The organism is Pseudomonas sp. P8_241, assembly GCF_034008315.1.
GTDB lineage: Bacteria > Pseudomonadota > Gammaproteobacteria > Pseudomonadales > Pseudomonadaceae > Aquipseudomonas.
Window position 1 is genome coordinate 2,592,115 of sequence record NZ_CP125377.1, and the last position, 22,056, is coordinate 2,614,170.

Annotated in this window: 18 protein-coding genes; 9 read left to right on the plus strand and 9 right to left on the minus strand. The window is 59.9% G+C overall.

The window, feature by feature from the left end:
- Nucleotides 1–144: 144 nt before the first annotated feature.
- The gene (locus tag QMK58_RS11915) at nucleotides 145–1,191 is read right to left on the minus strand and encodes a class I SAM-dependent methyltransferase (RefSeq protein ID WP_053160345.1); all 1,047 of its coding nucleotides are present in this window, start codon (nucleotides 1,189–1,191) and stop codon (nucleotides 145–147) included.
- A gap of 638 nt (nucleotides 1,192–1,829) precedes the next feature.
- On the opposite strand from QMK58_RS11915, the gene QMK58_RS11920 reads away from it, so the two are divergent.
- Both QMK58_RS11920 and QMK58_RS11925 read left to right on the plus strand, forming a co-directional pair.
- Entirely contained in the window at nucleotides 1,830–2,654 is an 825-nt protein-coding gene (locus QMK58_RS11920) for a DUF692 domain-containing protein (RefSeq protein ID WP_320396334.1), read from the plus strand.
- Between the two features lie 3 nt (nucleotides 2,655–2,657).
- Complete coding sequence (locus QMK58_RS11925; protein ID WP_156322351.1) at nucleotides 2,658–3,413, plus strand: DUF2063 domain-containing protein; 756 nt, start codon at nucleotides 2,658–2,660, stop codon at nucleotides 3,411–3,413.
- 93 nt (nucleotides 3,414–3,506) lie between these two features.
- Here the strand turns inward: QMK58_RS11925 and QMK58_RS11930 are convergent, their stop codons facing one another.
- Nucleotides 3,507–4,832: an ATP-binding protein gene (locus QMK58_RS11930; protein WP_320396335.1), complete on the minus strand. Its 1,326-nt coding sequence runs from the start codon at nucleotides 4,830–4,832 to the stop codon at nucleotides 3,507–3,509.
- A complete protein-coding gene (locus QMK58_RS11935) occupies nucleotides 4,829–5,569 on the minus strand; it encodes a response regulator (RefSeq protein ID WP_053160338.1) in 741 nt (246 codons plus the stop codon). The genes QMK58_RS11930 and QMK58_RS11935 overlap by 4 nt, the downstream gene beginning before the upstream one ends.
- Nucleotides 5,570–5,872: 303 nt before the next feature.
- Between QMK58_RS11935 and QMK58_RS11940 the strand changes: the two genes are divergently transcribed.
- From QMK58_RS11940 to QMK58_RS11950, 3 genes are all read left to right on the plus strand, one after another.
- Nucleotides 5,873–6,136 carry a DUF2790 domain-containing protein gene (locus tag QMK58_RS11940; RefSeq protein ID WP_053160336.1) on the plus strand — a complete coding sequence of 88 codons (264 nt, stop codon included), beginning with the start codon at nucleotides 5,873–5,875 and terminating at the stop codon, nucleotides 6,134–6,136.
- 39 nt (nucleotides 6,137–6,175) lie between these two features.
- Nucleotides 6,176–6,388, plus strand: coding sequence for a hypothetical protein (locus QMK58_RS11945; RefSeq protein WP_053160335.1), 213 nt, complete (start codon nucleotides 6,176–6,178; stop codon nucleotides 6,386–6,388).
- A 167-nt stretch (nucleotides 6,389–6,555) separates the two neighbouring features.
- Entirely contained in the window at nucleotides 6,556–7,770 is a 1,215-nt protein-coding gene (locus QMK58_RS11950) for a cytochrome c biogenesis protein DipZ (RefSeq protein ID WP_320396336.1), read from the plus strand.
- Nucleotides 7,771–7,779: 9 nt separating this feature from the next.
- Here the strand turns inward: QMK58_RS11950 and QMK58_RS11955 are convergent, their stop codons facing one another.
- On the minus strand, nucleotides 7,780–8,772 hold the full coding sequence (locus QMK58_RS11955) for an AraC family transcriptional regulator (protein WP_053160330.1): 993 nt from the start codon (nucleotides 8,770–8,772) through the stop codon (nucleotides 7,780–7,782).
- A gap of 179 nt (nucleotides 8,773–8,951) precedes the next feature.
- On the opposite strand from QMK58_RS11955, the gene QMK58_RS11960 reads away from it, so the two are divergent.
- Complete coding sequence (locus tag QMK58_RS11960; protein WP_053160327.1) at nucleotides 8,952–9,221, plus strand: DUF4242 domain-containing protein; 270 nt, start codon at nucleotides 8,952–8,954, stop codon at nucleotides 9,219–9,221.
- A gap of 43 nt (nucleotides 9,222–9,264) precedes the next feature.
- The gene (locus QMK58_RS11965) at nucleotides 9,265–10,077 is read left to right on the plus strand and encodes a class I SAM-dependent methyltransferase (protein WP_320396337.1); all 813 of its coding nucleotides are present in this window, start codon (nucleotides 9,265–9,267) and stop codon (nucleotides 10,075–10,077) included.
- 152 nt (nucleotides 10,078–10,229) lie between these two features.
- Here QMK58_RS11965 and pcsA read toward each other — a convergent pair whose 3' ends face one another.
- Entirely contained in the window at nucleotides 10,230–10,952 is a 723-nt protein-coding gene (gene pcsA / locus QMK58_RS11970; RefSeq protein WP_320396338.1) for a phosphatidylcholine synthase, read from the minus strand.
- Between the two features lie 222 nt (nucleotides 10,953–11,174).
- On the opposite strand from pcsA, the gene QMK58_RS11975 reads away from it, so the two are divergent.
- Complete coding sequence (locus QMK58_RS11975; protein WP_053160322.1) at nucleotides 11,175–11,906, plus strand: tellurite resistance TerB family protein; 732 nt, start codon at nucleotides 11,175–11,177, stop codon at nucleotides 11,904–11,906.
- Between the two features lie 147 nt (nucleotides 11,907–12,053).
- Here the strand turns inward: QMK58_RS11975 and QMK58_RS11980 are convergent, their stop codons facing one another.
- Complete coding sequence (locus QMK58_RS11980) at nucleotides 12,054–16,574, minus strand: Ig-like domain repeat protein (RefSeq protein WP_320396339.1); 4,521 nt, start codon at nucleotides 16,572–16,574, stop codon at nucleotides 12,054–12,056.
- A gap of 252 nt (nucleotides 16,575–16,826) precedes the next feature.
- Between QMK58_RS11980 and ligD the strand changes: the two genes are divergently transcribed.
- Complete coding sequence (gene ligD, locus QMK58_RS11985) at nucleotides 16,827–19,412, plus strand: DNA ligase D (RefSeq protein ID WP_320396340.1); 2,586 nt, start codon at nucleotides 16,827–16,829, stop codon at nucleotides 19,410–19,412.
- Nucleotides 19,413–19,451: 39 nt separating this feature from the next.
- Here ligD and QMK58_RS11990 read toward each other — a convergent pair whose 3' ends face one another.
- The 3 genes from QMK58_RS11990 to QMK58_RS12000 form a co-directional block, all read right to left on the minus strand.
- Complete coding sequence (locus QMK58_RS11990) at nucleotides 19,452–20,126, minus strand: DUF3313 domain-containing protein (RefSeq protein WP_053160317.1); 675 nt, start codon at nucleotides 20,124–20,126, stop codon at nucleotides 19,452–19,454.
- A 67-nt stretch (nucleotides 20,127–20,193) separates the two neighbouring features.
- Nucleotides 20,194–21,462, minus strand: coding sequence for an OmpP1/FadL family transporter (locus tag QMK58_RS11995; RefSeq protein ID WP_053160315.1), 1,269 nt, complete (start codon nucleotides 21,460–21,462; stop codon nucleotides 20,194–20,196).
- Between the two features lie 183 nt (nucleotides 21,463–21,645).
- Entirely contained in the window at nucleotides 21,646–22,047 is a 402-nt protein-coding gene (locus QMK58_RS12000) for a hypothetical protein (RefSeq protein WP_053160312.1), read from the minus strand.
- Nucleotides 22,048–22,056 lie beyond the last annotated feature (9 nt).

Genomic DNA, 22,056 nt, shown 5'->3' on the forward strand with positions numbered 1-22,056 from the left:
CATGCCCGGCCAAGGGGCTTTTCGTATGCGCGGCCTTCAATCGTGGGCTCTTCGTAGGCGCTGGCGTGCCAGCGAAGAGGGCCTCCAGATCGATGCATGATTTGAGGTCGCCTTCGCCAGCAAGCCGGCTGTTACAAGGGTCGGCTATTTACGTGCCTCCAGAATCAGGTTGAACGGCGTTTGCGTGGCCCGGCGCAAACTCGAGAAACCGGCTTCGTCGAACACCTTGCGCAATCGCGCTTCGCCCGCTTGGGCACCCAGCCCGAGGCCGACTTCCTGTGACAGCGAGTTCGGTGTGCAGATAAAGGTCGAGGCGGCATAGAACAACCGGCCGACCGGGGTGATGTTGTCGTCCAGCGAGTCGTTGGCGAACGGCTCCACCAGCAACACCGTGCCATCGGGTTTCAACGCGTCATAAGCGTGTTTGGCCGCGCCGACCGGGTCACCCATGTCATGCAGGCAGTCGAAATAGCAGACCAGGTCATAGTCGTCGCCGGGGAAGCTTTTCGCGGTGCCCTGGAAGAATCGGGCCCGATTGCTCACGCCGCCTTCTTCAGCGCGCTGGGTCGCTACGGTGACGGAAGGTGCGTGGTAATCGAAACCGACGAAGCGCGAATCCGGGAACGCCTGGGCCATGATCACCGTCGAGGCACCATGGCCGCAGCCGATGTCCGCCACTTTCGCCCCGGCCTCGAGTTTGGCCACCACGCCGTCCAGCGCCGGTAGCCATTCGGCGATCAGGTGTGCCTTGTAGCCTGGGCGGAAGAATCGTTCAGTACCGCTGAACATGCACGGATGGTGATCGCCCCAGGCCAGGGCGCCGTTGCCGCGCATAGCGTTGATCAGTTTGTCCTTGTCATGGAAAAACGATGCGACCACGCCGATACCTCCGGCGATGTAGACCGCAGAGTCTTCGATGGCCAAGGCCAGGGCTTGTTCTTCGGGGAGGCGGAACTGGCCGTCGGTGTGTTCCATATAGCCGGAAGCGGCGTGGGCGCTGAGCCATTCGCGTACCAGTCGCGGGTTGCAGCCGGTTTTTTCGGCAAGGGCTTCAGGGCTGATCGGCTGGCTGTCGGCCATGGCCCGGTACAGGCCCAGTTCTTCGCCGAGGATGACATTGGCGAGCATCGCCGCGCCGCCCATGTCACTCACCAGCTTGCCCATGAAATCATTGAGTCTGGCCTCGTCCATCACGTGTGCTCCTTCAGCAGGATCACGGTCCAGAGGCTTTTTTCGAGGCATTCGCCTTTGGGCGGTGGTCGTGGGAATGAACAGGACGATTTGCTCATCCTGCGTGCATTGAGTTTAGTTCGGGCGCTGTGCTGCGCGGGCTTGAGCGACGAAAGCGACAATGCTTCGACCGCCACCGAACCCTGTAGGAGCGAGCCTGCTCGCGAAGGACTCAAGAGCGCTGCGTTAACTCAGGAGACACGCGTCACCGTTAACGACCATCGCGAGCAGGCTCGCTCCTACAGGGGAATGGTGGTGTGTGAATCTGCGTGCATGGAGATTAGTTCGGGCGTTGTGCTGCACGGGCTTGAGCGAATGCTTTGACCGCCACCGAACCCTGTAGGAGCGAGCCTGCTCGCGATGGACTCAAGAGCGCTGCGTTAACTCAGGAGACACGCGTCAGCGTTAACGACCATCGCGAGCAGGCTCGCTCCTACAGGGGAATGATGGTGTGTATCGCTGTGTATCCAGGCCGTCGCCGGACACAGTGCCTTGAGTTATGGGCACTGCCAAACACAGTCGAGATACAGGATGTCGATTAACTGTGCCTCAAGGCGGGCAACGGCTCGCATCCCTGAACACTGTGCGAGATCGACACCATGCAAACTCCCATCAACTCGAAAGCCAGCGTTGGCCTTGGCCTGCGTCGCGGCTTGATGAAAGACCTGCAAGCCGCCCCGACCGGCGATTTTGATTTTCTGGAAGTGGCACCCGAAAACTGGATCGGCATCGGCGGCGCCCACGGTGCAGCATTGCGGGCCCTGGCCGAGCGTTATCCGTTGTCCTGCCATGGCTTGTCCCTGTCTCTGGGCGGGCCGTCGCCACTGGATGTTAAGTTTTTGCAGGAAATCCGGGGTTTTCTCGATCACTACAACGTGCCCCTGTACAGCGAACACCTGAGTTACTGCAGCGATGACGGACACCTGTACGACCTGTTGCCGTTGCCCTTTACCGAAGAGGCGGTGCACCACGTCGCCGGGCGAATTCGCCAGACGCAGGATATTCTCGGGCGGCGGCTGGCGGTGGAAAACGTCTCTTACTACGCCGCCCCGCAGCAGGATATGGACGAAGTGACGTTCACCAATGCGGTTTTGCGCGAGGCCGACTGCGACCTGTTACTCGACGTCAATAACGTCTATGTGAACTCGATCAACCATGGGTTTGACCCGCAGGCGTTTCTCGCGGGCATCGATTCGAACCGGGTGGTGGCCATGCACATCGCCGGGCACTTCGACGAGTCCGACACCCTGAAAATCGACACCCATGGTGCTTCGGTCAAACCGGCAGTCTGGTCATTGCTGGCTCAGGCATACGCACGGTTCGGTGCGCAACCGACCTTGCTGGAGCGGGATTTCAACTTTCCTGCATTCACGGAGCTGGCGACGGAATTACAGACCATCCGCCGTTTGCAGGAGAGGGCTTGAACCGTGGCAAATCACTCTTTGCATCAACAGCAAATCGCCATGGGCCAATATGTGCGTGACCCCGAACATTGTGCTCCGCCAGCCGACATGGACCCTGTGCGGGCACAGGTGTATCGCGATCTGGTGTTTGCCAACCTGTCGTCGCTGCTCAGCGGCACTTTTCCCGTATTGGTGAAAATTCTGGGCGATGAACGCTGGCGTTCGCTGGTGCGGATTTTTCTGCGTGACTATCGGGCTCGCACACCAAAATTTGCAGAAATTGCCCAGGAGTTTGTCGAGTTTCTTGCAGTTGATCCCAAGGCTTTGGCTGATGGGCTTTGGCCGCCATTCATGGTGGAGCTCGCCCATTACGAGTGGGTGGAGATGGCGCTGCAACAGTCCGATGCCGAGCCTTTACCGGCCACCAGTGCCTTGTTGTTGCTGGATCGGCCCCTGCGGATTTCGCCGCTGGCTTGGCCGTTAGGTTATGACTGGCCGGTACAGCGGGTCGGTCCCGCTTATCAGCCGCACGTGCTGCCTGACCAGCCATCTTTGCTCCTGGTGCGCCGGACGGAGGACTGGAGCGTGAAGTTTTGCGCGTTGAGTCCGCTGGCGTGGCGGTTGTTGCAGCGGATCGGGGAGTTACCTGAACTCACTGGGCGTGAACATTTGCAGGGCTTGGCGGTAGAGGCGGGGCAGGAGGGTTCTTCAACGTTTTTCGAGGGCGGGCTGGGGTTATTGAAAATGTTGCATTTCGACGCGGTGGTAGGGATTGTTTGACCTTGGTCACCGCATCGCAGCAAAGGCAGCCTTGCGTCTTGCACCGTCCGTCAAGACGCTTTCGCCGGCAAGCCGGCTCCTACACGATTTTTTCTACTTCGCCGCCTTGTGTCCCGGCAATCTGAGCTGCGCGCACAACCCCCCACCTTCACGATTGCTCAAGGTCAACGCCCCACCAATCGCCATCGCCAATTGCTGGGCAATCGCCAACCCCAACCCCGTGCCGCCGGTGTTGCGGTTGCGTGAATTTTCCACGCGGTAGAAGGGCTCCATGACTTGCTTCAATTCTTCTTCGGCAATTCCGGGGCCGCGGTCCATGATGTTGACCGAGAGGCTGCCGTCGGCCAGGTTTTCCACATTCAACTCTGCGGCACCGGCAAATTTCAGCGCGTTGTCCGTCAGGTTGACCAACACCCGGCGCAGGGCATGGGGGCGGGTGTCGATGATGGCGGCGCACTTGCCGGCGAGCTGCACGTCCTTGCCCATGTCTTGATAGTCGAATACCAGGCTGTCGAGGAACGCGTCCAGGTCGATGCGCCGGCTTTCTTCGGTGGCGCCGTGGATGCTGCGGGCGTAGGCCACGCCTTCGCGAACCAGGTGTTCCATTTCGCCCAGGTCGTTCCAGAGTTTGTCTTTTTCGCTGGAGTCGTCCATGAACTCGGCGCGCAGTTTCATCCGGGTGATGGGGGTTTGCAGGTCGTGGGAGATCGCCGCCAGCAGTTGCATGCGTTCTTTCAAATAAGCCGCAATGCGCGCCTGCATCGCATTGAAGGCTTTGGCGGCGTGGGCGACTTCAGTCGGGCCTTTTTCGTCCAGGAGCACCGGGTGAGCGTTGGGGTCCAGGGTTTCGACGGCATTGGCCAGGCGGGTGAGGGGACGGATCGCGATTCTCACGGCCAGCCAGGTGCAGGCGATCAGCAGGGCCAGTTGCCCCAGCAGCACCACGGGCAACCACGGCGACAGAGGCACCATCGACGGGCGAACGTCGATGGTCAACGGGCTGCCGTCTGCGAGTTTCAGATGCACCTGAAAGTGTTTTTTCGGCCCGGGAATATCGGTGAACGTCATTGGGTAGTCATGCCCGATGGCGTCTTTGATCGAGGCCATCGCGATGGGCGCGTTGGGCATGTCCGCCCCCATGGGCGTACCCGGTACGCCCTCGTTGAGCAGATAGCTGTAGTTGCGTCGCTCCAGCTGTTGCAGCCAGCTGGCGCGCTCCACGGCAGGCAGGCGGTCGAGAATGGCGATGGAGGTCGAGACGTCGGTTTCGAGGTTGCCGAGCATGGTGTTTTTCGACGTTTCGTAGCGCTCGTAGTACTGCGCGCCGAAGGACAGCGCCTGGGCGAGGATCAGGCCGATCAGGAAGATCAGCGACAGCCGCGAGGCCAGGGTGCGTGGCCAGCGCATCGACAGCGTCATGCAGAGTCACCGAGTATTTCCACCGGCAGGGAAAACACGTAACCCTCGCTGCGTACGGTCTTGATGTAGGCCGGTTCACGGGCGTCGTCCAGCAGGCGCTGGCGCAGGCGGCTGACCAGCAGGTCGATGGAGCGATCGAACAGGTCGGCGTCGCGGCCCTGGGTCAGGTTCAGCAATTGATCGCGATTGAGCACCCGTTGCGGATGGTCGAGGAACACCCTCAGCAGGCGATATTCCGCACCGCTCAAGGCCACCATGGTGCCGTCGCCGTCGAGCAGGTGACGCGCTGATGTATCCAGGCGCCAGCGTCCGAAGGCCAACAGGCGCCCGGCTTCGGTGACCACCAGGTTCGGCGGCAGCATGCGTGTGCGCCGCAGCACGGCGTTGATGCGCGCCAGCAGTTCGCGGGCGGCGAAGGGCTTGACCAGGTAATCGTCGGCGCCCATTTCCAGGCCGATGATGCGGTCGGTTTCATCGTTGCGCGCAGTGAGCATCAGGACCGGCGTGGCCTTGTGTTTGCCGGCGCGCAACTCGCGGCACAGCAGCAGGCCATCGTCCCCCGGCATCATGATGTCCAGCACGATCAGGTCCACCGGCGTGGTTTCAAGGAAGGCGCGCATCTGTCGGCCATCGGCAACGACGGTGGTGCGCAGGCCGTTCTTCTTCAGGTAGTTGCCCACCAGTTCACGGATCTCGCGGTCATCGTCAACGATGAGGATGTGATCGACATGCTCCATTTGGCCAAGCCTCTGAAAGTGGGAGTGTGCACAGTCTATCGAGCCTTGGTTCGCTCGCCTGCGGCCCTTTGTATTGCAGTGTATCGGGTCGGTCGATGGATACACGGGGAGGCAAAAACGCGGTTTTCCACGGGTTTTGTATCGCTCTGTATCCCGCCCCGGTCCTGATACGTACCGATTTATCCGCGCCGATTCCCGACACATACGGGATACCTCGCAGGCTTTAAATGAGTTCCATCGAGGCAAGCCCGGACGCCTCGGACCAACGAACCATCGAGCCATCAAAATCCTGAGGTAACCGCCATGAACACCAAAGCCGTCTACGCCGCTTGCCTGTTTGCCGCACTGAACATCTGCACCTTGTCAGCCCGTGCGCAAGCCGATGTCACCCCGCAAACCTACACCTACGGCACGCATCTGGACATCAAGAAAGTGCTGTCGCTGACCGAGGACGCCTCGCCGTCCTGCGGCGTCGTGAATGCCCAGCTGACTTACCTGGATTCCCAGAGCAAAACCCAGGTCCTGGACTATCGCAAGTTTGCCGACCACTGCAACTCGGACAACTGAGTGCCGCGCCTTTTTTCCCTTTGATACAGGAAGACCCGCATGAATAACCTCACCCGCTTTTTGACCGCTATCGCGTTTTCTGTCGCCGGCGCTGCCGCCCATGCCAATGCTGGCGTTGAACAGGATGCGTGCGCCAGCAGCATTTGCTTCCAACTGACGCCGATGATGCAGAACGGTGATCACGGCTTCCTCGCCCAGGACGGTGCCAGCCGCACGCCGCAGGGGCAGATGCAGGAAGAACAAACGGCCTGACGCCGAACACGATTCTGAGGAGCACACTGGCCCCCTGCAGGAGCGAGCCTGCTCGTGATGGCATCTGCACATTCAACCTCGTCATTGACTGACAGTGCGCTATCGCGAGCAGGCTCGCTCCTGCAGGGGGCGCGGATGGTCTCTCGCTCGCTTACAAGGTGAACCCCATGTTACTCATCGCTTTCCTGGGCGGCCTGTTGACCGTCCTCAGTCCTTGCATCCTCCCGGTTGTGCCGTTCCTGTTTGCCGGGGCTGACCGTACGCGTGTATCAATACTGCTCACCCTTGGCGGCATGGTCCTGACCTTCGCCCTGATTTCCAGCCTGGCGGTGGTCAGCAGTGAGTGGGTGATCCAGGCCAACAATACCGGCCGTCATGTGGCGCTGATCGTGATGGTGCTGTTTGCCTTGTCGCTGATTTCGGCGCGAGTCGCTGACGGGCTGGCGCGTCCGTTCGTACTGCTGGGCAATCGACTCAATCCGAACACCGGCAAAATCTGCGGCCCGTTGAGTTCAATCATGATCGGTGTCGCCACCGGACTGCTCTGGGCACCTTGCGCGGGGCCGATCCTCGGGGTGATCCTCACCGGCGCCATGCTGCAAGGTGCGAACGCCCACACCAGCCTGTTGCTGCTGGCCTATGGCGCGGGCAGTGCCTTGTCACTCGGCGCGCTGATCTTTGCCGGTCGCGGCCTGGTCAATCGCCTGAAACCTTCGATTGCGCTCACCGGCTGGCTTCGACGTGGCACCGGGTTGGCGGTGCTGGCCGGTGCTGCGGTGATTTCCACTGGGGCAGGCGACGTGCTGCTGGCAAACACCTCTTCCGAAAGGGGCAGCCGTGTCGAAAAAAGCGTGCTGGAAAGCGTGCCGAAGGTCGTCGATTACTTCGTCAGCAAGGTCAAGGCAGACAGCGCCATGGATAATGGCCGGGCGGCGCCGTCACTGTCCGGCGCCGTGCAATGGCTCAACTCGCCAGCGCTGAGCAACGAGTCGCTCAAAGGTAAGGTAGTGCTGGTGGACTTCTGGACCTTCGACTGCATCAACTGCAAGCACACCTTGCCGTACGTGAAGGACTGGGCGAAAAAATACGCGAAGGATGGCCTGGTGGTGATCGGCGTGCACACACCGGAATACGGTTTTGAGCGCATCGTCGACAACGTCAAGGCCAAGGTGCAGGAATACGGCATCACCTACCCGGTGGCGATCGACAACAACTATGCGATCTGGCGCAACTTCGACAATCAGTACTGGCCGGCTCACTACCTCATCGATGCCAAGGGCCAGGTGCGCTACACCCACTTCGGCGAAGGCAGTCATGACGATCAGGAGAAGATGATTCAGCAGCTGCTGGAGGAAGCAAAGGCCGGCGCTCCGGCAGTTTGATGCGATGCTTCAATGGCTCATCGGCGCGGCGTCGTGGGCCGTTGTTTTTTTCTCCTGATTGCGCCGCCACGCAGCCGGCGGCGCGCCGTACTCACGACGGAAGGCGCGACTGAACGCAGTGTCCGTCTGGTAACCCACTTCCTCGGCAATGCGCATCAACGAACTGTTGCTGCTGCGCAACAGATTGGCCGCCAGCAACATGCGCCATTGCGTCAGGTACTGCATCGGTGAAACCCCCACCAGTTGCTGGAAACGTTCGGCCAGCACCGATCGGGACGTGCCGGCGGTGCGGGCCAGTTCTTCGAGCGTCCAGGCGTGACAGGGCTTTTTGTGCAAGGCATCGAGGGCCGCGCCGACAATCCGGTCGCGCACACCGGCCAGCCACCCGGTGCGTCCTTCGCCTTGTTCGCTCATGTACAGGCGCAGGACCTCGATGAACAAAACCTCCGCCAGTTTCGCCAGCACGCCTTCGCCGCCGGGTCGCGGCGAGCGGGCTTCGGCGAGGGCATAACGCACTGAAGATTCGAGCCAGATACCGGCGTTCGAGCCGCGCACATTGACCCGCACCACGGGCGGCAAGCCGGTCAGCAGTATGCCGGCCAACCGCGCGTCGCACGCCAGGTAGCCACACACCAGGCGCGTGATCGCGCCGCCACCGCCGTGGCTGAGTTGCCGGGGTCGACGCGCCAATACCTCGTCCAGCCGAGCGCCTTTGGCAGGGGGCAAGCCCGGTTGCGAGCACATGCGATGGGCGTCCCCTTGAGGAAACACCACGACGTCACCGGCGCTCAAGAGCAGGGGCGGCTGATCACCGAGTTCGACGTAACACTCGCCCTCGGTAATCAGGTGAAAGATCACCACCCGTTCGGCACCGGGTTCGAGAAAGGGGGCGGCCGTTTCAGCGCTGGGCGACTGGTAACACCAGGGCGCAGTGAACCTGGCGTTGATGAAGATCGCGCCGACCAGATGCACGACGCGCAGGGTCTGAGACAGGGCGTCCATGGGTATTTCCCGTGCAGGAGATTTCCGATTGTGAGCGCGTTGCGGCGCAACATGAAATCTCCGGACGATCGGGCAGGGTTGGCCGACGATCGGACAGGACGCCAACCCGCGTCAGCGCGATAGTTGGCCTGCAGGGTCATACCGGTCCTGTCATCCATAACAAGAAATGAGAGGTTGCCATGCCGAAGTTCGTCATCGAACGCGAGATTCCAGGCGCCGGAGCATTGTCGGAAAGGGATTTGAAAGCCGCCTCGCAAAAGTCCTGCCGTGTATTGCGCGATTTGCCCGAGGTGCAGTGGTTGCAAAGCTACGTCACCGGTGACCGGTTGTACTGCGTGTACATCGCGCCGAACGAAGATCTCATCCAGGAACACGCGAGGTTGAGCGGTTTTCCAGCCAGCCGCGTTTCCCGGGTCATGAATATTATCGATCCCACGACGGCGGAATAGTCCCTCGTCACTCGATTCATGTGTCCACGCAGAGACCGTTTTCATGAGTACACCCATTGATCTCACTGCCCTGAAAAACCGCCAGATGGCCTCCTGGGCCAGCGGCGACTATGCCGTGATCGGTACCACCTTGCAGATTGTCGGCGAACAACTGGCCGAAGCCTGCGACCTGTTGTGCGACGAGCGCGTGCTGGACGTCGCGGCGGGCAACGGTAACGCCACACTCGCCGCTGCGCGTCGCGGTTGCCGGGTCACGTCCACCGATTATGTCGGTGCCTTGCTTGAACGGGGTGAAGACCGCGCCCGCGCAGAGCATCTGAATGTCAGCTTTCAAGTGGCTGATGCCGAAGCCTTGCCCTTCGAGGACGGCAGTTTCGATGCTGTGCTGTCCACTTTCGGCGTGATGTTTACGCCTGATCAGGCCAAGGCCGCGTCGGAGCTGGCGCGAGTCTGTCGGCCGGGAGGCCGGATCGGTCTGGCCAACTGGACACCGGACGGCTTTGTCGGTCAGATGTTCAAGATCCTTGGCCAGCACCTGCCGCCACCCCCCGGCGCACAACCGCCCTCGCGATGGGGCACCGAGGCCTGGCTGCACGAGCATTTCGACGAGCGCGCATTTTTGCTTCAGGTCACCCGCCGCACCTTCAATTTTCGCTATCGTTCGGCCGCGCATTTCATCGACACTTTTCGCAGCTGGTACGGTCCGGTGCACAAGGCCTTCGCGGCACTGCCACCCGAGGGCGGCAAGGCACTGGAAGCGGATATGACGCAGTTGTTGAACCATCAGAACCGGGTGGGCGACAAGTCACTGGTGGTGCCCAGTGAATACCTGGAGGTGGTGATTACCCGGCGTTGATGAGGCGAAAATCCCTGTAGGAGCGAGCGTGCTCGCGATGGACTCAAGAACGCCGCGTTGAGCCAGTAAACGCGCGTTATCGTTAACGACCATCGCGAGCAAGCTCGCTCCTGCACTGTAAAAGTACGCTAATTAATCTGCGCGCCTCGAGGCTAGGTCTTCGGCGATTGGTCAAACCATTCCAGTGCCGTGCGCCAGACGCAAATCCCCAGGAAATAGGCCGACATCAACAGCCAGAGCCCCATCACCAGCGGGTTGATGAGCGGATGGTTGATCACCAGTGACAAGCTGCACAACAGCCAGACGGCGGTCACGGCAATGTTGATCGGCATGAAGCGGCGCACGCGAAACGGGTGCAGAAACTTCATTCGGGTGACCGTCAGCAGGGCCAGGCCAATGACGCTGAGAAAGGTGATCCACGGTGTCGGTTCGATGATGTACAGGCTCAGGGCAACGACATTCCAGGCCGCGGGGAAACCCTGGAAATAGTTGTCCTGGCTTTTCATGTTGACGTTGCAGAAGCAGAACAGCGACGACACCAGAATCAACGACACGGTCAGCAGCAGGGTGTAATCCGGCAGCGGGATATAACGGTAGATGAACAGCGCGGGGATGAACACGTACGTCAGGTAGTCGATCACCAGATCGAGGATCGATCCATCGAAACTCGGCAACACCGACTGCACATTGACCTTGCGCGCCAGGGCTCCGTCCAGTCCGTCGACGATCAGCGCAACGCCCAGCCACAACAGGCAATGGGTCGGCTGATTGTCGAGTAGAGCCAGGGTCGCGAGGAAGGCCGTGACCACGCCCGTGGCGGTGAAACCATGGGCGCCCCAGGCTTTGAGCCTGGCGATGTGTAGAGTCGAAATCACAGGGGCATTCTCCAGAAAATGCAGCCGGCCAGTCATCAGCCTTTATAAGCGCAGGCGACGGCAAACCGGGTCGGGTTGCAGGTATCGACCGGAAATCCGGGGATAAGGTTCACCTGCTGTGAACCCTGGCTACAGGGCGAGTCAGCCAAACGGTGGTGGCACATTTGCCGACGAGGACTATTGTTGGCTGACTGGATCCAACCCTTCAAAGAGGACGAGGTCATGAACACCAGTGATCTGCTCGAACAATTACTGCGAGGAGCCGGCCAGGGCTCCATGGCACAACAAGGCGGCGGTGGCGCGTCGGCTCAAGGTGGGCTCGGCGATTTGGGTGGGTTGCTCGGCGGGCTGTTGGGTGGCGGCGCTGGTGCTCCCGGCGGCAGCGGCGCTGGCCTGGGCGACTTGCTCGGCGGTTTGCTCGGTGGCGGTTCACCGATGGGCGGGGCAGCGCAAACCCGCTCCGGTAGCGGCACCAATTATGCGGCGCTGGCGTCTCTGGGGATGATGGCGTTCCAGGCGTATCAGGCCTGGCAGCGCAGTCAGGCATCGGCGCCACAAGAGGCGCCGCGCACCGTTGACCTGTTGGCCGGTCCGCAAGTCGAAGAACATAGCCATGCGATCCTGCGGGCCTTGATCGGCGCGGCTAAAGCCGATGGTCGATTTGATGATGCCGAGAAGCAGATGATCAATGCCGAAATCGCACGCCACACCGATGACCCGCAATTGCAGCAATGGCTCGACGATGAATGCGCCAAACCACTGGACCCCGCTGAGGTCGCGCAGTCGGCGACGGATTCAGGCATGGCCGCGGAAATGTACCTGGCCAGCGTCATGTTGGTAGATGACCAGCAGGACGCCGAGCGCGGTTATCTGGATGAGTTGGCGGCCGCGTTGGGCATCGAGCCGGACCTGCAAGTGCATCTTGAGCAACAGGCCAAGGGCAAGCCGGTGTAGATGCCGTTTTGATGCTTGCCTTGTTCCACAGGGTACGTTGAGCAAAGAATCAGAATCAAAGGATCGCAGCCTGCGGCAGATCCTGCGCAGATTGATATTCTGCGCAGGTTGCGATCATTTGCGCCTGGCTCTCCAGCCATTGAATATTTACCGAAGCCCAACTCCGTAGGCGTGATGATTGGACAATGGGGCTATGGAGGCGGAGCTATTGGCGCTGGTCACAGGGTTCATCGTTTTTCTGCCTTGAAGTGGCCAGAAGGCATTACTGGGAGTCGTCGACCAATAGAGGTGATTAGGCATCGGCCAGCGCGAGCTATAGGTCTGGTAAATTTCATACAGTTCCTCGTAACTGGGGAGTCGGCATCCAGCCTGGCTGGCTGTTGCATTGATACCTGCCCAGTTGCCGCTCGAGAGTCCTATGCAATGAATCACCCCCGTCACTGTCACCTGGTAACTCAAGGACTGGTTGGCCGCATCCCTCACCGTAATGGTTGCGGTTCCTCTGCCTCTGACCGTGACCAGTCCTGTTCCATCCACAACGGCAACCGCCGGATGACTGGAGAAATAGCTGTAGTTCGGTTGACCGCCTGACGCCCGATGATGCACGGATGTTCCCGGACCAAAATTTGGAAGTACCTCGGGGTTTCCAGGAATGAGGTAGATCTTTCCACTCAGCGTCACCGGATTGGTATTGAATTGCAGTGGCGGTATCGGCGATACAACCTTGAACACGCGAGTATTTGAAACCTGCCCGGTCGTGACTGCTCTCGCCGTTATAGAGTGGTCCCCAAGGGCAACGGCAAGTGTCGTGCTCCAGGTGGTGCCGCTGGCGGCAACTGTATGTTTGGGCGTGCTGAAATCGTAAATCTGCACCTGATGACCGGACGTAACGCTGCCCGTCAGGCTGACCGTGGTGCTTTTGGTTTGCCCACCGTTTTGCACTTCGCCTTCGTCGCCTCTCACAGAGGTAAGGGTGGGCGCAACCTGTTCAGCAATGGTAAAGGTTCTTGGCGCGCTCTCGATCGGGCTGACCTCGTACAGTGCTTTGGCCGTCATGCTGTGTGGACCGACTGCCAGACCGCTCGCGCTGCTACTCCATTCACCGCTGGCCGCGACATTGACCTCCGAGCCGATGGGTGAGCCATTGTCGTGAATCCGAACTTTTTCGCGAGGGGTGGCACGGCCTTTGAGATTCACCGTTCTGTCATAAATGGTCCCCGATACCGGGCGGCCCTGGGAGTCGGTGATTTCAGTGATGGTCGGTGAAACATGCGCCGCGACGGAAAAGACGCGCTCACCAGAGACAGGCTCGTTGCCATACAATCCCTTGGCCGTCAGTTTGTATGATTTCAACGTCAGATTGTTGAAGTCCCAGGTCCAATCACCGTTGGCATCGACGGGGCGCTTGATCAGTAAAGCGCTGTCGTCCCTCAGCTCGATCTCTTCATTTTTGCTGGCTTTTCCGCTCAGGGTCACGCTGCGGTAATACGTCGTTGCGCCGTTGGCCACATCGCCTCTGATGTCGGTGACCCTGGAAATGGTCGGGGTCACTGCCTGCGCCACGACGAAGGTGCGTAGCGGGCTGGAAATGGGGTCGACGTCGTACAGGGCTTTTGCCGTCAGGCGGTAAGTCTTGACCGTCAGGCTGTTGTAGCGGAATTCCCACATGCCTTTACCGTCAACGTCGAGGGTGATGATCGGCGTGGTGCCGTCCAGCAGTTGAACCTTCTCGCCTGCACTGGCATCGCCTTCAATGAACACGCTGTTGTCATAGGTCATCTCACCTTCTGCCAGCGGCCCCTTGGAGTCGGTTACCGAACGGATGACGGGGGTCATCGCAAAATCGACGGTGAAACTCCATTCATTGCTCGACACCGGGTCGGCGTCGTATTTGGCCTTGGCCGTGATGCGGTAGAGCTTCTCCGTGAGTTTGCCGATCAGACGGCTCCAGACGCCGTTGTCGCCGACGGGGGCCGTGCCCATCGATGCGGAATCTGCGTCGAACAGTTCGATGGTTTCGCCCCGTGTCGCGGTGCCCGTGACCGTGACTTCGTCATCGCGGGTCATGCCCCCGTCAGGCACGTCCCCGCGAATGCCCTCGACCTTGGTGATGACCGGCGTCAGATAGTCATAGCGGGTTCTGACGGTCAGCGGCAATAACGGGAATTCGACCGCCATGGACTCTTCGCTGGCGCCGTCAAAGGTCACTTTGCAGCGCACCGTGGCCGGCGAGGCATGGCCCAGTTTGAGCAGTTCGGTGCGCAACAGGCTTTCCTTGAGCCCGTTCTCGACCTGCGATTGGTTGATCAGTGCACCGTCGAGCAACACGATGGTGTGAGAGGCCCCGGCGGTGGTCTTTCCTTCCAGTCGTAACCACAGGCGTTGCCCCAGGGCAATGAACGGCCACTTGTCGACAATGACCTGAGCATTACCGGCGAACTCCATCAGGTCGAGCACCTGATTGACCGCCTCGGGCACGTCAGGGCGTGGCAGTTCGTTTTCCGGGTCCTGGAACGTCAGTACATTCAGGGGCAGAGAGTCGGACTCCGTCCAGAAGTTGTAACGCTTGACGTCGTAGGTAATCATGACCGGTTTGCCGATGTTGGCTCCCACGACAGAGGCGGGTAGAGGGAACGACACACTACCGCTTTCATGCGCCGGCAGTTCCAGATCATCCGATGTGCCAGCGCCTGGGGTTCCGCGCCATTTCAAGGCAACAGTATCCAGCTCCGGATTCATCTTCGCGTATTCAACCACTACATCCACGCCATTGATTGCCTTGATGGGGTCCAGATCTGCCCCCGTGGCCTGGATCACCTTAGGTGGTGGCAATTCACCGACCAGTTCACCAATCAGCAAATTCAACGTCTGCGAGTAGCTGTACAAGCCGGTACTGGCGTGTTTGAGGGTGTATCTCACCTTGACGTACTGCCCGATGCTTGGGGTGACAAAACGGGCATCGACCCGGAAAGGGACCGGTTTGCCTGCGCTGACACTCGTGATGGGAAGCCAGTCGCTGGTGCTGATGGACGAACTGATGGCGGTCCAGTAGTACCTCAGGATGTCGTCTTTGACCGTTCCCAGATACTCGACTCGCACCGTGACGTGATCGAACACCTTTGAAGGGTCCAGCACATCGTCTGGTCCTGCCTCTGGCACCTTGGGCGCCGGCAGCGTCGCCGCTATTGCCTTGACCTTGACCAGCAGGTGTTCGGACTCGCTCACCCCGTAGATCGCCGCCTCATCATTGGAAACTCGATACCAAAGATCGAGACCACCATTGGCGAGCACGCTGATGTGTTCGCCGAGTACGTAAATGGTGATGCGTTTGTCCTCGGCGTCGTTTTTGCTGACGGTGTAAGGCTCGGTATGAAGATAGGGCGTGCCGTTGGACCGGGTACCTTGCCAGATCAGTTCGACAAGGTCACCGCTGCGCATGCCCGGGTAGGTGAGATCCACGGTGGCGTACAGGTTGTCGGGTTCGAGGATATCGCCCAGCACCTCGCGAATCGTCGGAGCAGGATGCGCATACACATCGCCGATGACATCGGCGAATTCACGTTTGGATGAGAGGGGCGGACTGCCGTCTTTCTTGGTCAGCACATAAGAGGCATCGGCCGACCCCATGGCCAGAGCGCGGACTTGCGCGTACGGAATTTCAAACTCCATGATGCTGGGCACATTCTTGATGTCCTCCGACTGGGTGTTAATCAGGGGTTTGCCGGTTTGCGGCGTGCCGATCCAGGTCAGGGTGACGGTATCGTCGAGCTGGAAGTCCGGGGCTTGCACCTTGATCTGAACGATGACGTCCTGTTGGTTCAACTCTTTGAGATCGATCACACCGTTGACCGACTGCTTGATAATCGGAGCGTCCAGGCGCCAGGCGCCGGCATCGACGCCTACGGTGGTTCTCTCGGACCATTTTTCCGAGAGGTTCCAGACCTCGTCATACAGCTCGTAATGCACCGGCAGCCCATTGCTGTCGCCAGCGGCCAGAATGTCAGCCTGCTCGGCGCGAACCACGATGGGCACTGTGCCGTCGACGTGCTCCTGCTCAAGCACAAAAGGTTTGAGAAACACACTGCCCCATTTTACCTGGACCGTATCGCGCAGGGCGATGGCGGGGTAGCGCGCGATCGTCATGGGCACGCCTTTGGCCGCCCACTCGGCATCGACTCCCTGCTCTATCACCTCATCGGGCAGCTGTACGATCCCCAGTTCCGAGTGCCACGGCAAGTGCGGTTCTTTGTCGGGACCGCCCGGCAGATCGAATTTGACCCGTAAACGCAGTTTCACCGATGGGTCGTCAGGTGCCGTTTCACCCTTGCGGTGCAACAGGTAATAGCACTCCTCGATCCAGCCAGGCACGAACCGCTCGGCCTCCACAAAGAAGAAAAGTCGCTTATCGACTTCGTCTGCCAACACGGTGTGGTCGAATACTGTTACAGCGTCCAGAAAGACGGTGACGGTGTCGTCTTCCTGCATGCCAAGCCACGGATTGATGGCGCATATCACCCCATTCTCGCTGTCTTCGACCACTGCCTTGCTGATGCCGCCATCACCGTCGACGATCGGTCTGGTCATGCCCGCGATTGTCAGGGCACCCAGTGCCAGCGTGCCCTGGGCATCATCGAAGGAAAAATACAGGTAAGGGCGAAAAGCGGTCATGGTGAGCTCCTTGTTCGGCAAGATTTGGCGGCTTCAGACGCCAGGTTCATGGAGACGATTGGGCATGACGGCGGCGAAATTGACTACTGTCACAAATGACAGGTGGAGTGGTTTTTTCGACGAATGGTAGAGGGTGTCGGCCCGTCCGTCCGGGCGCTTTCAATGTCGATGGAATTATTCTTCCCGGGGTTTGCTCTGCTGTTTTAGAGAGACGTTCTGATTCAACGTCTTGGCGCCAGCAGCAGGTGAGCCATGACCCTAAACCTCGATGACTACAACCGCATGCGCGACTTCTCGGCGACGTCCGAGCCCGCCGCCGTCAAGCGCAAAGGCAAGAAATCGGCCCATGCGTTGCAGTTCTGCATCCAGAAGCATGACGCATCGCACCTGCATTACGACTTTCGCCTGGAACTCGATGGCGCTTTGAAGAGCTGGGCGGTGCCCAAGGGGCCGTCGCTGGATCCCAAGGTCAAGCGCCTGGCCGTGCATGTCGAAGATCATCCCCTGGAGTACGCGACTTTCGAGGGCAGCATTCCCGAAGGCCATTACGGCGCGGGCGATGTGATCGTCTGGGACCGTGGTGTCTGGATTCCCCAGGACGATCCCGCCGAAGCCTATGCCAAAGGACGGCTCAAATTCGAACTGCAGGGGGAGAAACTCGGCGGCCTGTGGAACCTGGTGCGCACGCACATGCCGGGCAAGAAAGAACAGTGGTTTCTGATCAAGCATCAGGACGCTGCCGCCAAGCCGCACAGTGACTATGACGTGCTGGTTGCCGAGCCCGACAGCGTGCTCAGTGATCGCACCCTCATCAGCAAACAACCGAAAGCGGCGGGCAAACCCAAGTCGATCAAGAAACCAAAGGCGAGCGTTACCAAGGAAAAATCGCCACAGCTGTCCGGGGCGCACAAGGCCAGACTGCCGGCTCAGATCAAGCCTGAACTGGCGACGCTCGTTGAAAAAGTCCCGGACGGTTCATGGAGCTATGAGATCAAGTTCGACGGCTACCGGATCATGGCTCGCATTGAGCATGACCAGGTCAAACTCATCACGCGCAATGGCCACGACTGGACCCACAAGCTGCCCAGACAAGCCGAGGCGTTGGCCGCGCTGGGCCTCGAATCGGCCTGGCTCGACGGCGAGATGGTGGTGGCGGACGAGCACGGCGTGCCCGACTTCCAGGCCCTGCAAAACGCCTTCGATTCCGGCCGCAGCGGCAACATCGTCTACTACCTGTTTGACCTGCCTTACCTCAATGGCGTGGACCTGCGCGAAGTGCCCGTCGAAGAACGCCGGGCAGCGTTGGCGACGGTCCTCAAGCCCTGTGACGATCCGTTGCTGCGCTTCTCCGAGTCTTTTGCCGAAGAGCCACAGGCCTTACTCAACAGTGCCTGTCAGATGCGCATGGAAGGCCTGATCGGCAAGCGGCTGGGATCGGCTTACGTGTCCCGGCGCAGCAGCGACTGGATCAAGCTCAAGTGCAAGCATCGACAAGAGTTCGTCATCGTCGGATTCACTGATCCAAAAGGTTCGCGCAATGCCTTTGGGGCGCTGCTGTTGGGGCTGCACGACCGCGACAGCGGTGAGTTGCGCTATGCGGGGAAGGTTGGCACCGGTTTCAACGAGACGACCCTGCAAAGCATTCATCGACAACTCAAGCCGCTACAGACGAAAAAACCGACAGTGGTCAACCCGCCGAGTGGGTTCGAGGCCAAGGATGTGCACTGGCTAAAGCCCACACTACTGGCCGAAGTGGCCTTCGCCGAAATGACCAGGGACGGTTCGGTGCGCCATGCGGTATTCCATGGTTTGCGCGATGACAAACCCGCCAAAGATGTCACCGAGGAGCGTCCAAAAACCGTGAAAACGTCCTCCGCGAAAAAAAGCGGCGCCGCGAAACCAGCTGCCGCTGCCCGTAAAGTCGAACCCGCACCGTCACAAATCGGACTCGATGAAGGCAAGGTGCGCATCACTCATCCAGACCGGGTGATCGACGCCAGCAGCGGCACCACCAAAGTTCAACTGGCGCAGTATTACGCCAGTGTCGCCGAATGGATTCTGCCCGAGCTCAAGGACCGCCCGGTGGCGCTGGTCCGGGCACCGGACGGCATCGCCGGCGAACTGTTTTTTCAGAAAAACGCCGAGCGCCTCGCGATTCCCGGTATTACCACCCTGGACAAAGACCTCACTGGCCAGCCGATCATGATCATCAACAGCGCCGAAGCGCTGATCGGTGCGGTGCAGATGAGCACTGTGGAATTGCACACCTGGAATGCGACCGCGGACAACCTCGACAAGCCGGACCGCTTTGTCCTCGACCTCGACCCGGACCCCGCATTGCCATGGAAGCGCATGGTTGAAGCGACTCAGTTGACGCTGTCGGTGCTCGATGAATTGGGGCTCAAGGCCTTTTTGAAAACCAGTGGCGGCAAGGGCATTCACATCGTGGTGCCACTGACCCGCAAGTTGGGATGGGACGAGGTCAAGGCGTTCAGCCACGCGATTGTCCGTCACATGGCCAAGTTGCTGCCGGAACGATTTTCGGCGGTGTCCGGGCCCAAGAATCGGGTAGGGCGCATTTTCATCGATTACCTGCGCAACGGGTTGGGCGCGACCACCATTTGCGCGTACGCCGTGCGCACCCGCGAGGGGTTGCCAGTGTCGGTGCCGATCTTTCGGGAGGAAGTGGAGGAACTCAAGGGTGGTAATCAATGGAACGTGCACAACGTGCATGAACGGCTGGCAGAGGTGGGGGATGCACCTTGGGCGGACCTGCGCAAGACGCGCCAGTCGATCACCGCCGAGATGCGCCGGCGCATCGGCATGAAAAACGGTTGATACCTGTAGGAGCTGCCGAAGGCAGCTCCTACAGTGTGGTTACTTGATGAACGCCTGGAAGTCGACGCCCAGCTTGTCGATAGCCGCTTTGAAGTCCTGCGCGGTGATTTTCTGGCTTTCGTTCTCCAGCGTCGAACCAAACACTTTACGCACGACCTTGGCGACCGTCTGGTTGGTCCTGGCGTCAATAAACTCGGCTTCGATGAACAAGGTGCTGTCCTGATCGCGGTGGCCGGTGGCGGCCTGAGTTGCCCCGACCACGGCGGCGATCGGTACCACTTCGTACCACTTCATGCCTTCGTTTTCGGCATTCACCCCAGTGATCGCCGCACGCATGAGCAGGGGCTTGGAACCCGCCGGTGCGGCGGAGGTGTTGGAGACCACGCGGTATTTCTGGCCCAGCGTGCCTTTGGCCTTGGTGGTCATGTAGTTCTGCAGGTCGGTCAGCGTCTGCTGGTTGACCCGCTCATCCGGCTTGGGCGCTGGATAAAGCTCCAGTTTGTTGAACACCACCGTGTCGTAGGCATTCGGATTCCACGACGGGCTGACCCAGCGCATCGCTGTGCCACCGCTCGGCGTTTCGACTTTCTGCAGGTTGTTGTAGTTGGACAGATAGCCCGAGTATTGCTCGGTTTCAGTGACTTTCGAGGTGCAACCGCCAAGCAATAGCCCGGCCATTGTGGCGCCGACCAGCAGTTTTCGGGACAGGATCATAGTGGTGTTTACTCCTTGGTTGAAATCGTCTTTTTTAGTTTTTTAGTTTTTTAGTTTTTTTAGTGCGTCAGAATCGCCAGGTCATGTTTCCTGTCAAAGCTTGAATCCATGCATTGTCAAACTGGCCGGAAAGCTGGTTGCCCGATGTCGCCTTGGTTTGTTGCACCGCCATGTCGCCAAGCCAGACCATGGCCCAGCTGACGTTGACGTCAGTGTCCTGGTTCAGAGCATAGGTGGCCCCGGTGGCAATGCGCCAGGATTCATTCATCGGCACGATCACGCTGCGGTCGCTGTCCGAAACCGCGCTGCTGTCGTAAGCCATACCGACGTTCCACAACAGTTGTTCGGTGGCCTGGTACTGCGCGCCAAGGGACAGATGCCAGGTGTCCTTGAACCCGGCATCGACCGATCTCGATTGCGAACCAAACGCCGTAGTGTCGACTTGAACGCCGATGTCGCCGAATGCCGACCAGTCCTGCCAGTTGGCCGAGGCCAGCAGCGCCCATTGCCGATCCAGCTGGTGGAACAGGCTGAGGGTGACAGTCTGCGGCACCTTTGTGTCAAGTTCGGTATTGGTGCTGTTCACGCGCTCCAGCAATCGGCCATCGCCCTTGACGTCGAGCCTGTCTTCGAAATCCAGGTCGACCTGGCTGGTGTAGGCCAGACCGATTCGGGTGCCGGGTTGCGGTGCGTAGATCACTCCGACGTTGGCGCCCAAACCCCAGGCGCCATCCTTGTACTTGTACTGGCCGTCGCCGCGATCGGTGAAACCGAAGGGCGAGCGATCGATAGCGGTCTGCGCCTGGAGCATGCCGTACATGGCCTTGACGCCCACGCCGACCGACCATTGTTCGTTGAAGCGGTAAGCCACGCTGGGCACCAGGGACAAACCGAGCAGGCTGGAATTCTGCGCGAAGTAACGGCCGGACCAATCGTTGTCGTAATTGACCGCCAGCCCGAAGTCACCGTACTGGCCGAAACCGACGCTCCAGTGATCGTCCAGTTCATGGCTGATGAAAAAGCTGCCACCGGGTATCGGGTCCAAAGCATTGCCACTGTTGCTGCCGTTGACGTTGGTGGCGGAATCGCTATCGAACGACAGGTCGCCGTACAGCACCTGCAAGCCCGCGGTGATTTGCGTGCCAGGCAGGTAGCTCATGCCCGCCGGGTTGCTGGCGATGGTGGAGGGGCCTTGCGCGCGGGCAGCGGCTCCGGCGTTGGCCAGGCCGGCGTTATCTGTGCCGATTTCGTACAGCATGATGCCGCCCGCCCAGGCATGTTGGCCGTACAGGGCGAACAGAATGGCGGCGGGCACAGCGCTGGTTTTTTTGAGCATGGTGTCTGTTCCCCGCGGACCAGTTACCGACAACGCAACAAATGTGTTGTCCCCCGCAGAGAGCGTAGGTTTTAACCAGAGAATAGCCAGTCGATTTTGCCGATGAGTGGTAGTTTTTTCGCGTTATTGCATTCATTTTGCATTACGCAGTTTTGGACAGGAACAGATTTCTTCTTTTGCCCTTCAGGCATCGCGCAGCAGGTCGTTGGCGTTTAGCAGGTCGTAGGCAATCTCCGGCCGTTTTTCCATGGCTCGGCGAATGGCGGCGGGGATGGCAGCGCGGGTTTTTCGGCATAACCCCGGCAGATCGTCGATGCGGATACCGATGCCGCGCATGGTGCGCACTTCGTTGAATCCGGGAGCGATGTCCAGGCGAATGCCCAACTGCTCGAACATGCGCCGTTGCACGTGCGCAAGATCGCTCAGACTCTGGAGGTTCTCCAGGCGTTCGATCAGGCGTTTTTCTTCGGCGCGGGTCAGAAACAGGATGCGCAGGTCGGCCCCCGGTGTTTCCAGCAACGGGTCACGCCCGCAGTCGCAGGCGCCGGGTGGGCAGGGTTGGCGGATCGATACTTGGGTGGTCATGGGGTTCAA

Coding starts and splice junctions, on each gene's coding strand:
- QMK58_RS11930 (WP_320396335.1), bottom strand. CDS start 4,832: ATGACGCTGTCGATGCGCTGGCCACGCACCCTGGCCTCGCGGCTGTCG.
- QMK58_RS11950 (WP_320396336.1), top strand. CDS start 6,556: ATGTTACTCATCGCTTTCCTGGGCGGCCTGTTGACCGTCCTCAGTCCT.
- QMK58_RS11920 (WP_320396334.1), top strand. CDS start 1,830: ATGCAAACTCCCATCAACTCGAAAGCCAGCGTTGGCCTTGGCCTGCGT.
- QMK58_RS11935 (WP_053160338.1), bottom strand. CDS start 5,569: ATGGAGCATGTCGATCACATCCTCATCGTTGACGATGACCGCGAGATC.
- ligD (WP_320396340.1), top strand. CDS start 16,827: ATGACCCTAAACCTCGATGACTACAACCGCATGCGCGACTTCTCGGCG.
- QMK58_RS11955 (WP_053160330.1), bottom strand. CDS start 8,772: ATGGACGCCCTGTCTCAGACCCTGCGCGTCGTGCATCTGGTCGGCGCG.
- QMK58_RS11975 (WP_053160322.1), top strand. CDS start 11,175: ATGAACACCAGTGATCTGCTCGAACAATTACTGCGAGGAGCCGGCCAG.
- QMK58_RS11980 (WP_320396339.1), bottom strand. CDS start 16,574: ATGACCGCTTTTCGCCCTTACCTGTATTTTTCCTTCGATGATGCCCAG.
- QMK58_RS11940 (WP_053160336.1), top strand. CDS start 5,873: ATGAACACCAAAGCCGTCTACGCCGCTTGCCTGTTTGCCGCACTGAAC.
- QMK58_RS11960 (WP_053160327.1), top strand. CDS start 8,952: ATGCCGAAGTTCGTCATCGAACGCGAGATTCCAGGCGCCGGAGCATTG.
- QMK58_RS12000 (WP_053160312.1), bottom strand. CDS start 22,047: ATGACCACCCAAGTATCGATCCGCCAACCCTGCCCACCCGGCGCCTGC.
- QMK58_RS11965 (WP_320396337.1), top strand. CDS start 9,265: ATGAGTACACCCATTGATCTCACTGCCCTGAAAAACCGCCAGATGGCC.
- QMK58_RS11945 (WP_053160335.1), top strand. CDS start 6,176: ATGAATAACCTCACCCGCTTTTTGACCGCTATCGCGTTTTCTGTCGCC.
- QMK58_RS11915 (WP_053160345.1), bottom strand. CDS start 1,191: ATGGACGAGGCCAGACTCAATGATTTCATGGGCAAGCTGGTGAGTGAC.
- QMK58_RS11995 (WP_053160315.1), bottom strand. CDS start 21,462: ATGCTCAAAAAAACCAGCGCTGTGCCCGCCGCCATTCTGTTCGCCCTG.
- QMK58_RS11990 (WP_053160317.1), bottom strand. CDS start 20,126: ATGATCCTGTCCCGAAAACTGCTGGTCGGCGCCACAATGGCCGGGCTA.